The sequence below is a fragment of the Okeania sp. SIO3I5 genome, assembly GCF_010672085.1.
In the GTDB taxonomy this organism is placed as follows: domain Bacteria; phylum Cyanobacteriota; class Cyanobacteriia; order Cyanobacteriales; family Microcoleaceae; genus Trichodesmium.
In genome coordinates this window covers 1-13744 of the sequence record NZ_JAAHHT010000018.1, presented here as the reverse complement: position 1 = coordinate 13744, position 13744 = coordinate 1, and the positions used below count along the sequence as shown (strand labels likewise).

At 34.6% G+C, this 13744-nt stretch carries 12 protein-coding genes; 8 read left to right on the top strand and 4 right to left on the bottom strand.

Annotation, left to right across the window (positions count from 1 at the left end; translation table 11 throughout):
* Positions 1-82: 82 nt before the first annotated feature.
* Both F6K40_RS06665 and F6K40_RS06660 read left to right on the top strand, forming a co-directional pair.
* Complete coding sequence (locus F6K40_RS06665; protein WP_293133124.1) at positions 83-448, top strand: YtxH domain-containing protein; 366 nt, start codon at positions 83-85, stop codon at positions 446-448.
* 438 nt (positions 449-886) lie between these two features.
* A complete protein-coding gene (locus F6K40_RS06660) occupies positions 887-1282 on the top strand; it encodes a DUF948 domain-containing protein (RefSeq protein ID WP_365670435.1) in 396 nt (131 codons plus the stop codon).
* Positions 1283-1818: 536 nt separating this feature from the next.
* On the opposite strand, the gene argB is transcribed toward F6K40_RS06660, so the two are convergent.
* The 4 genes from argB to F6K40_RS06640 form a co-directional block, all read right to left on the bottom strand.
* Positions 1819-2697, bottom strand: a complete 879-nt coding sequence (gene argB / locus F6K40_RS06655; protein WP_293133121.1) for an acetylglutamate kinase — start codon at positions 2695-2697, stop codon at positions 1819-1821.
* A gap of 668 nt (positions 2698-3365) precedes the next feature.
* The gene (mreD, locus tag F6K40_RS06650) at positions 3366-3944 is read right to left on the bottom strand and encodes a rod shape-determining protein MreD (protein WP_365670432.1); all 579 of its coding nucleotides are present in this window, start codon (positions 3942-3944) and stop codon (positions 3366-3368) included.
* Positions 3945-4014: 70 nt separating this feature from the next.
* Positions 4015-4770 carry a rod shape-determining protein MreC gene (mreC, locus tag F6K40_RS06645; protein WP_293133118.1) on the bottom strand — a complete coding sequence of 252 codons (756 nt, stop codon included), beginning with the start codon at positions 4768-4770 and terminating at the stop codon, positions 4015-4017.
* 749 nt (positions 4771-5519) lie between these two features.
* A complete protein-coding gene (locus tag F6K40_RS06640; protein WP_293133194.1) occupies positions 5520-6521 on the bottom strand; it encodes a rod shape-determining protein in 1002 nt (333 codons plus the stop codon).
* A 496-nt stretch (positions 6522-7017) separates the two neighbouring features.
* Here F6K40_RS06640 and F6K40_RS06635 point away from each other — a divergent pair, with 496 nt between their 5' ends.
* From F6K40_RS06635 to F6K40_RS06610, 6 genes are all read left to right on the top strand, one after another.
* Complete coding sequence (locus tag F6K40_RS06635) at positions 7018-7377, top strand: single-stranded DNA-binding protein (protein ID WP_293133115.1); 360 nt, start codon at positions 7018-7020, stop codon at positions 7375-7377.
* Between the two features lie 779 nt (positions 7378-8156).
* Positions 8157-8576: a metallopeptidase TldD-related protein gene (locus F6K40_RS06630; RefSeq protein ID WP_293133191.1), complete on the top strand. Its 420-nt coding sequence runs from the start codon at positions 8157-8159 to the stop codon at positions 8574-8576.
* A 268-nt stretch (positions 8577-8844) separates the two neighbouring features.
* Positions 8845-9591, top strand: coding sequence for a DUF3153 domain-containing protein (locus F6K40_RS06625; protein WP_293133112.1), 747 nt, complete (start codon positions 8845-8847; stop codon positions 9589-9591).
* Between the two features lie 411 nt (positions 9592-10002).
* Positions 10003-10377, top strand: coding sequence for a LapA family protein (locus tag F6K40_RS06620; protein WP_293133110.1), 375 nt, complete (start codon positions 10003-10005; stop codon positions 10375-10377).
* Positions 10378-10613: 236 nt separating this feature from the next.
* Positions 10614-11468: a segregation/condensation protein A gene (locus tag F6K40_RS06615; RefSeq protein ID WP_293133108.1), complete on the top strand. Its 855-nt coding sequence runs from the start codon at positions 10614-10616 to the stop codon at positions 11466-11468.
* Positions 11469-12204: 736 nt separating this feature from the next.
* On the top strand, positions 12205-13371 hold the full coding sequence (locus tag F6K40_RS06610) for a nucleotidyltransferase family protein (RefSeq protein ID WP_293133106.1): 1167 nt from the start codon (positions 12205-12207) through the stop codon (positions 13369-13371).
* Positions 13372-13744: the final 373 nt, after the last annotated feature.

Sequence of the window (13744 nt, the reverse complement as noted above, 5' to 3'; positions counted from 1 at the left end):
TGATATAATTAAGAGTGCTCATATAGAAAAATCACAATTTTCATTCTCAACATCTTAAATATATCTATAATAAATTGTAAAAATGTCCAATAAAAAATCTGGGTTATTTATCAGTGGTTTACTGCTAGGTTCGGCCATAGGTACAGCAACAGGATTATTAATAGCTCCGAAAAAAGGCCAAAAAACAAGACAGTTGGTAAAAAAATCGGCATCAGCCATTCCACACCTTGTAACAGACTTGTCCACAAGTGTCAAATTTCAAACAGACCGCTTTTCAGACTCTGCTACTAATACTTGGGAAGAAATCTTAGAAAGACTCAAAGTCGCGATCGCTGCTGGATTAGAAGCTAGTCAAAAACAGAGAGAAATATTATCTCAAACAGAAACCAAAGAACCTGAAGTTTCAGTTGAAATATCCAGAAAAGAGGGAATAGAAAATATTGATTAATGGATAATGGATAATGGATAATGGGTAATTACTTCTGGTTAAAACCATCCTTGATTAAATATAAGGAAATATCCTAGCACTTTTTTTCCCCTTGAAAGGGGAGGATTTTAACCTGAATTATTTCATTAATAATTAATGATTATTAGTTATTCGGTAATAAGTAATTTTATAAGAAGTCAGAAGTTGTTTTGATAACGGGAATTTTGAGCAACCCTCCCAAAAAATTCGCCTTAAAAGGCGGGGTTTTATACCCGATTATTTTGATAATTTATCGATAATAATTGGTTTAATTTTGGGGGAGTTCTAGTAGTAATAAATAAGATAAAATTAAAGTTATAAACTTTTTCTCTAAACTTATCAGAGTTCCAAAAGCAGTCATTCTTGTTAAGATAATCCAGGTATAGGAAATTATCATTCCCCTTCTGAGGCGAAATACCTGTGAATGACCCTTTATTTTGGTTAGTATTATCCTTATTATTAGTTGCCTTTAGCCTGACAACTGTATTAATTGTCACTTTACCTGCAATGTTAGCATTAGCAAGAGCAGCTCGTAGCATTGAAAAACTAGCTGATACCCTAGAGCGTGAACTACCACCAACCTTAGAAGCAATACGTCTTACTGGTATAGAAATTAGTGAGCTAACTGATGATGTAAATGATGGTGTTCAAACTGCAGGAGAAATTGTCAAACAAGTCGATGAAAGTCTTGATCATGTTCGTCAACAAACTCAGCAAGTTCAAACTACAACGAAAAGTATTTTTACTGGTATTAAAGTAGCTTGGAAAACATTTAGTGGTAAAACACAGGCAAAAAAAAATACAAGGAAGCAATAAAACCATGCTCCATCTTATGCTCACAAATAGTAAGTAGTTGTGCTAAATAAATTTAGTTTAGAAAGAGAACAGGACGTCAAAAGGATGTGTAATTAATTTTGTATAGGAATTTAATCAAAATAATCTTCCCAAATTTAATTAAAAATATTCCTCCTACTCCTAAAACTAAAGACTCTAGTCTGATACCAAATTCGGTTATCAAAAGCTACTTGCTCAAATTCTTTTAATCCTTTTGCCCTCAGCATCAGTGCCTTATCTTCACAATAAACCTTCTTTCTAAACCAGGTTCAGTATAAATTAAAATTCTTAGAGGAAACAAAAGATTGATAGTAAAGAAATTAACTCAGACTCTATATATACTACATATACCACTACACATTTAGCTTAATAAATTGGTAAATCCTATTTGCGTTTTTGCAGGGGCAAAGCTAGGGAAGCATTTCCAAAGGACAAAGTTAGTCAGAGATTACTTTTGAATTTTGAATTTTGAATTTTTAATTTTCCTATTAATTTTGAATTTTGAATTTTGAATTATCCTAAGCTACTATCATTGAGCCAACCCCAGCATCTGTAAGGATTTCCTGCAAAAGTACATGAGGAACTCGGCCATCAAGAATATGAGCTGCTCGAACTCCCTGAGCTAAACTCCTGACACAACAATTTACTTTAGGAATCATCCCACCAGATACAATTCCTTTTTCAATTAATCCTCTTGCTTCTTGGATATCCAATTTAACAATTAAAGTATCTGGATTATGATAATCTTCTAAAATTCCCGCTGTATCTGTAAGGAGAATCAACTTTTCTGCATCCATGGCCGCAGCAATTTCACCCGCCACTGTATCAGCATTAATATTGTAGGGTTGTCCTTGATCGTCCGTCGCTACACTAGATACCACTGGAATATAGCCATTATCAACTAGGGATTGTAAAATATCTATCTTGACGTTGCTTACTTCTCCAACAAAACCAATTCCTTCTCTCCCTTCTGGACGTGCTTGAATTAAATTGGCATCTTTACCACACAAACCTACGGCAGATCCTCCAGCTTGATTAATTAAAGAAACAATTTCTTTATTGACTTTTCCCACCAATACCATTTCCACTACTTCCATTGTCGGCGCATCAGTAACCCGCAAACCATCCTTAAACTGGGGTTCAATTCCTAGTTTGCCCAACCAAGAGTTAATTTCTGGACCACCACCATGAACAACAATGGGACGTATACCGACACAAGATAATAATACAATATCTCTAATTACTTGATCTTTTAGACTACTATCTTTCATAGCCGCACCGCCGTATTTCACGACTACTTTACGACCAGCAAATTTTTGAATGTAAGGTAGTGCCTCACTTAGCACTTTGACTCGGCTGATTTCTGAGTTATTTTTTAAGTCTGTACTTTTTAGCATACACAGTTGGTCACTTTGAAATTCTTCTTGAAATTGGCCATAATGTGAAAAGGTAAAATTTAGTCCCCTCACGATGCCCACTTTATGTTTTTCTCTTACCCGCCTGCAACATCCTTTCCTCTTTTTGGTCTAGAGGTACGCTCTATATTAAATCGCAAATTCAACGGCTTCTCTAGAAACTTCTAACCTTCTAGCCTAACCTAACAGGCATAAATAGGTTAACACATTACTGTGAAAACCACAACATGAATATATTTTCCTATTCCCTATTCCCTATTCCCTAAAATAAAATCTACTAACTAAGATTTGCTGATTATAGCAATTTTCAAATTTCATAGAATACAGAGATTTTGGCTTAAAAGCAGAAGGCACTTATGCTGAGGGCAGAAGTTTTGTAGTCTACCTTGGTGAAAATCGCTATAACTATCAAAGCATTGACAAATTAAAGTCAAGTGCCTTTTTAGGTTGAAAAAAGTTTGAGCTTTTCAGTCCCTAGAGCTGCAAAAAGTCAGCATTTTAGGCAGACAAGAGCAGAAAAATTACTCTGACAATTTTTCCTCCTACATCCTCAATACAATTAGAATTCCCCGTTCCGCCTAACTCCTGTCTCCTGTCTCCTGTATCCTGACTCCTACCCTCACCCATAAGACTTTTTCAGCAAACCCTAATTAGTTGTTTTTTACTTTCCAAAATTGACTAATAGGGAAATACAAAACAGGTGCCCAAAGACTACTAATAACAGCAGAACCCAAAGCAACTTGCTTATAGTGAATCCAAACTTCTGCAAAGCTTTGATTGGTAATTAATCCAAACTGAATTGCCATGAAAGTTTCTGCAATAATAGCCATAATAAATGTCACTAAGGCTATAGAAATAAAATCTTCTTGAAGATAGCGTTTTTTCTGTAAAAAAGCTGTGACAAATCCGACAAAAACTAAAGGAATAATATGGGTAGGATAGGGAGCTGTCATAGCGTCTTGAATTAATCCTAAAACTAAGCCAGCTACTATACTTCCTATAATGGAGCTATGGGTACTCCAAGTAACTACCCAAATTAATAACCAGTTAGGTCCTATTCCAAAAATTTCCATTCCAGGAATACGAGTAAGTAATAGTAATGTACAAAGCAGTACCGAGGTAATTATGATTAGTAATTTATAAATTGTTTGCTGAGATAAACTAGACATCGGATTAGAAAGTACCTTTAATAATTTTAAATAACTTAATTCTTCAATTTTTGAGTACAACAAAATTTTTTTGAGAAAAAAGGTAATATATATTTTTCTCTCGACTTTCCTTTGATTGATATATTATTAATTAACTTTCCGCTTTATTCTGTTTATTTGGATAAACATTCACCCATTCCAAAATATTTAGTGGGGCTGATAACTTAATAATAGCCTCTGGAGCAGGAGTATTAGTTAAATTAATTGATTCAACTGTTCCTACAGGCCAACCTGCTGGAAACAATTGACTATAAGCAGAAGTAGATACAACATCACCAACTTTAATATCAGGAATATCATCAAAAAATTCTATTACAGCCGTATCATCACCCCTACCTTTCATAAAACCCATCTGACGACTTCTAATAATTCCCACACCAACTTTACTGCTTGGATCGCTAACTAATAATACCTGGCTAGTATTAGGTGTAACGCTAGTTATTCTACCTACTAAACCACCAGTTCCCATCACAATAAAACCCTCTTGAATACCATCTTTACTACCTCTTCCCAAGGTTAATTTTTTCCACCAATAATCTGCACTTCTACCGATAACAGGAGCTACTATTCCTTTCAAATTTTTAGTTTTTGTATAATTCAAAAGTTGTGTGAGACTCGTATTTTGTTGCTCTAATTCTTGTAATTTAATTTCTAGTTCTTTGATCCGAGCATTAACTAATACTTCTTGTTGAATAGGACTAGGTTGAAATGGTAGGCTAACCCAATTGTAAATTTCAAAAAATAAAGAACCTTGAGTTTGTTTAACCCAAAAAGCTGCACTTATTGCTAAAACTAACAATGCAGCTTTTCGCATCATTTTTAAGCCTCGACGACGCAATATTTGCATTAGTAAAACCTTTTAAAATCACTACTACTTTATATTTTTTACTATTGTTAGAAGTCAAAAGCAGGAACTTTTGTAATAGAATAGTTATGTAAGGATTTAGGTATTAGCCTTCAGCTTTTACTTGGTAATAATTCTACACCTAGTCATTAGTGAGAAAGATAGCTAATATACTTTTAGAGTAACTTTTAATTTTCGTTCAATCTTTCAGCTCTGATTCTTTCTTCAAAAAGAATAAGTTAATAGCTGATAGCTAATAGCTGATAGCTAATAGCTGATGGCTAAATGCTTACATATTTTTACTTAATATATTTGCTAATAGCTAACATTTAATTCGGAAAAATACAATTAACTATTAGCTATTAGTAATTTCCATAAGGAATAACTAAAAAATTATACGCCTCATAGCAATTTATATGAATTAATACGATTGCTTTAGTAACACTTCAGTCATTAATTAATTAAGACAGGCATTTGGAACTTTTTTGTTAATTTGAGTCAAGTTAATGGTAATTATTCTTAAGATTACCGAAAAAATCAATATTTCAAGCCTCTCTTGTCAAGGATAAAAAGCGGTCGAAGTATGGGGAGGAAACCTTGCCATATCCAATCTCCCCTTGAAAACAAAAAAATTCCTTTTAACCTAATCCTTCTATTACAGAAGAGGTAATTATTAATTATTAATTGTTAATTATTAATTATTGAATTCTACTAAAGTCCCTTAGTTGATACCAAGATAACATAACCAGATTTTAGCGAACTGGCCCACTGAAAAACCTTTCAAGCTGTTTAAAATTCTCTAAAACACGGCCAGTACCCAAAACTACACAAGAAAGGGGGTCTGCTGCAATATGAGTAATAATACCAGTTTCATGGCTAATCAAAGTATCTATCCCCTTTAACAAAGCACCACCACCAGCCAACATAATACCCCTATCTATAATATCTGCTGCTAGTTCAGGGGGAGTACGTTCCAAAGTTCGCTTAATTGCCTCTATAATTATAGATAAGGGTTCGCTCAGACTTTCTCGAATTTCTGCTGCTTTGACCGTTACAGTCCTCGGCAAACCTGATAATAAATGTAAACCCCTAACTTCCATAGTTACCTCATTATCCTCCTGAGAAGGATAAGCAGAACCTAATTTAATCTTGATATCTTCCGCAGTTCGTTCACCTATGACCAAGTTATGGACTTTTTTCATATACTGAATCACAGCATCATTCAGTTCATCCCCAGCTACACGCACAGACTCACTCAGAACTGTACCTTGTAAACTAAGAACAGCAACTTCTGTAGTTCCCCCACCAATATCCACAATCATATTACCAGTAGGTTCGGCCACCGGTAAGCCGGCACCAATAGCTGCAGCAACAGGTTCATCAATTAACCGTACATCCCTAGCACCAGTGTGACTAGCAGCGTCCATTACAGCTCGTCTTTCTACAGCAGTTACTCCGCTAGGAATACCAATAACAATTCTTGGAGATACTAAGGTTTTTCCGTCATGGACTCGCCTGATAAAATGCTTTAGCATTAATTCTGCTATATCAAAATCAGCGATAACCCCATCCTTTAGAGGTCTTGTTGCAACTACATTTGAGGGAGTTCGCCCTAACATCTTTTTAGCTTCTTCTCCCACTGCGATAGAAGTTTTTTGCTCCTGATCAATAGCTACCACAGATGGTTCTTGAAGAACAATACCTTTTCCAGATACATATACAAGTGTGTTCGCAGTACCCAAGTCAATTCCCATGTCCCGAGACAAGGAAAAGCGATTTATCAGACCCACTGGATTTTGACCCCCAAAATTAAATTGTAACTTTGTGTAATAATTTATTTATAAAGAAAAATACAGAGGTGGATTAAATTTATGTTTTTTACTCCTCAGTATACTAGGACTGTATCAAAGAATGATGAAAGCAAGTTTGACTGTCCTTAGTTTTTTAGTGCGACGCAATAGGGACAAAATCCGGAGGAAGTATTAGATTAGGGGTTGCTTGAGTAATAAGTCCTTTGAGAATATTATTTGAAATTATATGTTAAATTAAAATCTGGTGTAGCTGAATAAATTTATTATCTTATAGGAGTGAGGAGTCAGAAGGGAGTTTTTTTCCAGAACTACAGGGTGGAAAAATTATATATGTTTCTCATTTAATTTTTCGACTCTAGACAAATATGATAAATAGATTTTCATACCTTAAATCAGCAACTCCTAAAATTTAATTCATAAATAATTATAGAAATAGTATATGAGTCTAAATGTTGTAACTTTAGTTGGTAGGGTAGGTGGTGACCCTAATGTTAAATATTTTGAGTCAGGTAGTGTAGTTTGTAATTTGACTTTGGCTGTAAATCGTCGTTCAAGTAAGACTGATCAACCAGACTGGTTTAATTTAGAAATGTGGGGCAAAACTGCAGAGATTGCTGCTGACTATGTTCGTAAAGGTAGCTTGATAGGAGTAAAAGGTGTTTTGAAATTTGAATATTGGCAAGATCGTAATACAGGGGCAAATCGTTCTAAACCTGTAATTAGAGTAGAGCAACTAAACTTACTCGGTTCTAAACGTGATACCGAGCAAGCTGCTTCAGCAAGCTATGATGAATTCTAATTTTAAAATTTAATAAAAATTATTTTGAATGATTCAACTTTAGAGGAAATTCTTAAACTTGTTAGTCAAAAAGCTGAAGCTGTAGAAATTTACTATTTATCAACTGAGGATACCCCAATAAAATTTGAAAATATTTAAAATTTCTACAAACTAAAGCTCAAGAAGGAGTAGCTCTGAGATTAATTTATCGAGGTAGATTGGGTTTTGCTAGTTAAACAGATTTGACAAGAATTGAAGATTTAGTTGATGCCACTATTCAAACAGCAAAGGTTAGCGATATTGTATAATTGAAATTTGCTTGTTCTTATCATTTTAATTCGCAAAAATTAGACGATAACTAGCCTCAAGTTAACGAATTAATCACATCAGGTCAAGAAATTATTGAAAAAATTCATTATTACAATCCACATATTCTAGTAAATATTGATTTTAATATTCGGAAGAAAAAAGTTGAAATTTTGACTAACACTGGTGTCTATGCTCAAAAATTTAATTAATTACTTAGTGCTAATATGTATGGTAATTTAGTTCAGGATGAAGACTTTCTCCAAATATCTAATTCAGATGCAGACGCCCTCTAGACATCAATAAACTACTTTCCCAGTTAATCCAAAAATATAAATGGGCGGAAAACTCAGCTAACATAAATAGTGGAAATTTCCCTGTATTTTTTACTCCTAAAGCAGTAGGAAGAGCGATCGCTTTTCCTTATGGAAAACTGTTTTGTCTGGACAAGCTATAGTCCAAAAAGCTTCTCCTCTTGCGAATAAGGTAGGAGAATTTTTGACCCCAGTTTTACTCTCTTGGAAAACCCGAATATTGGGCTTTATGCTTGTCCCTTTGATGATGAAGGTTTGCCAACTATGGACAAAACCTTTATAGAAGCAGGCGCAGTCAAAAGCTTTGATTGGGACAAAAAAAGGGCTGCTCTTGCTGGGTGCAAGTCCACTGGCAGTTTCCGAAATAAACTATCTCAGTCTACTTCTAGTTTAGTCAAATTGAGTATTAGTCCTGGGCAAACTTCTGAGAATAAATTGATTAGTAGTATAAAAGAAGGTTTAATAGTAGATCGGTTATTAGGGGCTAGTCAATTAAATAAACTAGCAGGAGAATTTTCTGTCAATTTAGACTTGGGTTATAAAGTAGAAAATGCTCAGATAATAGGTCGAGTTAAAAATACAATAGTGGCAGTTCATTAATGGATAATGGATAATGGATAATAGATAATAGATAATTACCTCTCCCTAAAAGGGAGAGGATTGACTAAAAGGAAAAAATTTATTTTTTTCCCTTTAAAAAGTGAAGCTTTCAAGCTGAATTATTTAATTATTAATTATTCGGTAATATTTTTGAAACATTTTAAAATTTAATAGATATTGGCAATTTTCCAGAGTTAGTTAGTGGTAGTTACTACCTACCATTTATCTTATTTCAAAAATTAGGTGTAGCAACAAGGCAGGATTAGATATGAAAGTGCTGAAAGTTATTTTTATTAGTTTTTTAACAGTTTTATTACTCAGTGGATGTGTTCAATATGAAGTTGGAATAGATTTTCAGACTCAAACCCACGGTGAGATTGTACAACATATTAAACTAGCAAAGAAGTTACGCAATTTTAGTCGCGAGATAGTTTCTGATTGGTTAAAAAGTTTAGAAACTAGAACCGAGCGGTTAGAAGGAAAAACTAAAAGAATATCTAGACAGGAAATTCTAGTTACAATTCCTTTTAATAATGGTGCTGAGTTGAAAGAAAAATTCAATAGTTTTTTTCAACCGATGGATTTAGTAGAATCTCAAAATTATTCCCCAGAAGCTACAGCAGATTTACCAAAATTAGCATCATATATTGATGTGAATCAGAATAATTTTTTTGTGGCATTAAGGAATAAATTAAGTATGAATTTAGATTTACGATTGTCTACATCTAATAGCAAAGTTGTAATTAATCCAAATGAGTTTTTAGATGTGGATTTTCAGTTAACTACACCTTGGGGTTTTAGCAATATCCAATCAAGTAAAAATAATACAATCTACTATCAAAACGATCGGGAAATTATCTGGAAACTCAAGCCAGGAGAAATCAATTCGTTAGATGTGGTATTTTGGATTCCTAGCCCTATAGGAATAGGTGCAATTTTCATCAGTTTATTTGTTTATTTAGGTATAGCCTTAAAATATCAAATATTACCTACTTTAGGAATAAGTAAAAACTAACGAGCATAGTAAATTTACTAAATTCCTAAACAAAATAATCCTAGACTTTTCAAGACTTCAGTTATGAAGTAATCAGTAAGTAAAACTAATGTTTTTAACGATTAGTTTGGATTAAGCTAAGATATATTATACCTAATAACTCTACTCCTTACCAAAAAATGAGTGTATACGCCTCCCCTTTTAAGGGGATGAAAAAATATTTAATTCAGTATTTCAAGCCTCCGACTTCAGTCAGAGGTTCACTGATAACTGATAACTGATAACTGAAATGACTCCCTACTCCCTATCTTAAGTATTAGATAGTTTCTCAATTAAGATCGGACTTACCATGACAAAATATCTTGCCAGTTTATACCTTTCATGTATAAACTTAAGATATTGACCATTCAAGCATAAGTTGAAACAAAAACAATGAAACCGATAAACTTTTTGCTGATTTTCTTAGTTTGTTTAGCGTTAGTTATCTTTAGTTTACAAAATACCCAACTAACAACTATCAAAATTATTGAAGGTATTGAGTTAGAAGCTCCATTATCTGTAGAACTGGTAATTGCCACAGGATTAGGAGCAATTCTAGCATGGCTATTCAACTTATGGTCAAGAATGCAAAATACCATAGGAAGTATCGGACAAATGCGAGAAATTCGTACCAGAAATAAACGCATTCAAGAATTACAAGAAGATGTAGAACGCTATGAAGAGGAACTCAAACAAAGAGCTAGTTTGCCAACAGCAGAAACTTTTTCTGAACCAGTACAATCTACTGAAGTAGAAGCTTCTAAATAAAAGTATAATTAGTTCAATTATGACTTTTTATTTCATTAATCTCACACCCATAGGAAAGTGTGAGATTAAACGTTAATAAATTGCAAGGATAATTGATAATTATTGATATTTAAAAGTATAGTGCTACGCATTAAGGTTAGGACATTTATAAATCCTCAAATTCTTTGACAGTTTACTATTCCCTATTCCCTAGCGCGTAGCGCTATACAATTGAAGTAGATAAAAAAACTACAGCTATGACAATTGGAATTCCCCAAGTTTCAGAAACCCTTTCAGAAGGAATAGCCCTATTAACAAACCTAGCAGAAAAGGGAGAAATTAATCCTTGGGATGTCCAAGTAATTGAAGTAATAGATCGCTACTTAAGTAAACTTACTCCTGAATCAAATATTTCTACAAGTGACGATTTTGCCAATTTATCTCAGTCAGGCCAAGCATTTTTATACGCATCTATATTAGTCTGGCTAAAAGCAGATCATCTAGCTAATTCAGAATCATCTGAAAATAATTCAGAGATATCTGAAATAGTACAAATTCCAGAAGCAGAAAATTTTGAAACACCAAAAATACCACTAAAACTAGAGCAACAATTGCGTCGCCGTGCTGTAGCTCCTTCCCCTCGAAAACGTCGAGTCACCCTTCAGGAATTAATTGAACAATTACAGCTTATTGGATCTGCTATAGAAGATAGAAAAGCACGTCCTCGTATTCGCAAAACTAGCGCCAAAGCAAGAGCGCAAGCTGTAAAAGTTATTGCAGAATTAGCTCACCAGGAAAACTTAGTCGAAACAGCTACTGATCTAGAACAGTTTCTTCTAGAAAAATTGCCACAGATAAGTGAAGGTTGGTTAGAATTTGAAAATCTTTTAGAGTTGTGGTCTTCAAGATTAGAGTTGAAAGCTGAAAAACAAGAAAATGAACATATTAATTTCCCAGTGAAGTCTGATCGAGTTGGTGTATTTTGGGCATTACTCCTACTTTCTGCTCAGTCTAAAGTTGAGTTATCCCAAGAAGAATTTTACCAAGAAATCAAAATTGGTACTATTTCATCAGACTCCCAGTCGGAAAAACTTTCAGATGATAAAATTTAATCCCTTGAAAAACAGCCTTGTATAATAGAGGACATTTGAAATCTCTATAATACTTAGGTAGGGTTGGCTTTTGGAAAGTCTTTTTGCTGAGGTAGGGAATAGGGAATAGTTAAGAGTCAGGAGAAATGGAAGTTACAGATAAGGTGATCGTTCTGATAGCCAGAGTGATTTTTCAGCCCTTGTCACCCCAAAATCCGCTCCATGCATGAGCATGAAGCAGCTCAAAACCTGCTACTTTTTCAACACCCAAAAAAGTTAAAAGTTTATCTGTAAATGCTTTGAGATTTAATCAGCAAACCTAGGTATATAGTGTCAAAAATTATGTTTACAGCTTTGGTTGGTAGAAATTAAGTTATCAATAGGGAAATTCATAGAATATCAAAGAGTCAAAGGTTTTCTATCTAATAAAAATCTTTTGGTTTTTCAATATTAATGCAGTGAGTCATTGCACCGATCTGTCTATATATTGGGTGAAAAGCCTGAGTTATAGAAGTTGAAGCCAAGGGCGCGGAAATTTATAAATGCTCAAACGAGGGTCAGGGATTACTTTTTAATTTTTACTTTTTAATTTTTACTTGTACGTAGTGCCATACTTCTCAATCAGGAAAGTGAAAAATTATTATTCCGCTTTTCTGCCTGTTGAAGTGAGGTTTTAACAGAATTGGTATTGTAAGTTGAGAACACAGATAATAACTATTTTAGTATTTTTGAGATTTTTAAGGTGGAGGAGACCAAAATGAAAGCCATGATTCTGGCAGCAGGTAAGGGAACTCGTGTTCGTCCAATCACTCAACGCATTCCTAAACCAATGATTCCTATTCTACAAAAACCAGTAATGGAATTTTTGGTAGAGTTGCTTCGTCAACATGGTGTTGACCAAATTATGGTTAATGTGAGCCATTTAGCAAAGGAAATAGAGGACTATTTTCGTGATGGCCAAAAGTTTGGGGTAGATATTGCTTATTCTTTTGAAGGACGAATTGAGGATGGAAATTTGATTGGGGAGGCACTAGGTTCTGCTGGTGGTATGAAGCGAATTCAAGACTTTTATCCTTACTTTGATGATACTTTTATAGTCCTTTGTGGTGATGCTTTGATAGATTTGGATTTGACTGCAGCACTCAAATGGCACAAAGAGAAAGGATCGATGGCTACTGTAATTATGAAATCTATTCCTCGCGAACAGGTTTCTAGTTATGGTGTTGTGGTCACAGATGAAACAGGGCGAATTCAATCTTTTCAGGAGAAGCCAGAAGTTGAAGAAGCTCTTAGCACCAATATTAATACTGGTATTTATATTTTTGAGCCAAAAGTGCTTGATTATATTCCCTCTGGTGTTGAATTTGATATTGGTAGTCAGTTGTTTCCCAAGTTAGTAGAGATAGGGGCACCCTTTTATGGCATAGCAATGGATTTTGAATGGGTGGATATTGGTAAGGTGCCGGATTACTGGCGAGCAATTAGAGATGTACTTCAGGGGCAAATTAAAAATGTTTCTATTCCTGGTAAAGAGGTATTTCCAGGAATTTATACTGGCTTAAATGTGGCAGTTAACTGGGATAAGGTTGATATTGAGGGACCTGTTTATATTGGTGGTATGACCAGGATTGAAGATGGTGCTAAAATTGTTGGACCTACGATGATTGGTCCTAATTGTTGGATTTGCAGTGGTGCGACTGTTGATAGTAGTGTAATTTTTGAATATTCTCGTTTGGGGCCAGGAGTTCGTTTAGTGGATAAGTTGGTTTTTGGCCGTTATTGTGTAGATAAGACTGGAGCATCTATTGATGTTCAAGCTGCTGCCCTTGATTGGTTAATTACTGATGCTCGTCATCCTTTCCCTTCTACTCCTCCTGCGGAACGTGAAGCAATTCAGGATATTTTGCAGGAAAATGGCGGTTAACTTGAAGTAATCAGGAAGTAAGCATTCAGCTATCAGTTATTAACTTATTCTTTATTGAAGGAAGAATTAGAGTTGTATAGATTGAGGAACAATTAAAGGTTACTCTCAAATCGTGCGACTCGTTGGCCACTAAACCAGGAAAACTGGGCATAAATGGCCGTTTCCAAGTCAATACATGAGGGCAACCTCGACATGGGAATAACTCTTATTACCTTAGTGGTGAAATTCCACTCGCCTTGTTGTTAGGTTGACAGTATAGACCACGGAGTAGAGACTGAATATCAATCTCCGAAGCTGGTTTAAAAGCGGGAAAATACCAGTTACCGAGGAACGATACCGCTAGCAGAGGCTGACAAGTGGACGAAGAGGAAGG

Excerpts from the sequence above, each read along its gene's own strand:
- argB (WP_293133121.1), bottom strand. The coding sequence starts at position 2,697 with ATGCTAAAAAGTACAGACTTAAAAAATAACTCAGAAATCAGCCGAGTC.
- F6K40_RS06625 (WP_293133112.1), top strand. The coding sequence starts at position 8,845 with ATGAAAGTGCTGAAAGTTATTTTTATTAGTTTTTTAACAGTTTTATTA.
- F6K40_RS06610 (WP_293133106.1), top strand. The coding sequence starts at position 12,205 with ATGAAAGCCATGATTCTGGCAGCAGGTAAGGGAACTCGTGTTCGTCCA.
- F6K40_RS06640 (WP_293133194.1), bottom strand. The coding sequence starts at position 6,521 with ATGGGAATTGACTTGGGTACTGCGAACACACTTGTATATGTATCTGGA.
- F6K40_RS06620 (WP_293133110.1), top strand. The coding sequence starts at position 10,003 with ATGAAACCGATAAACTTTTTGCTGATTTTCTTAGTTTGTTTAGCGTTA.
- F6K40_RS06615 (WP_293133108.1), top strand. The coding sequence starts at position 10,614 with ATGACAATTGGAATTCCCCAAGTTTCAGAAACCCTTTCAGAAGGAATA.
- mreC (WP_293133118.1), bottom strand. The coding sequence starts at position 4,770 with ATGCAAATATTGCGTCGTCGAGGCTTAAAAATGATGCGAAAAGCTGCA.
- F6K40_RS06635 (WP_293133115.1), top strand. The coding sequence starts at position 7,018 with ATGAGTCTAAATGTTGTAACTTTAGTTGGTAGGGTAGGTGGTGACCCT.
- F6K40_RS06665 (WP_293133124.1), top strand. The coding sequence starts at position 83 with ATGTCCAATAAAAAATCTGGGTTATTTATCAGTGGTTTACTGCTAGGT.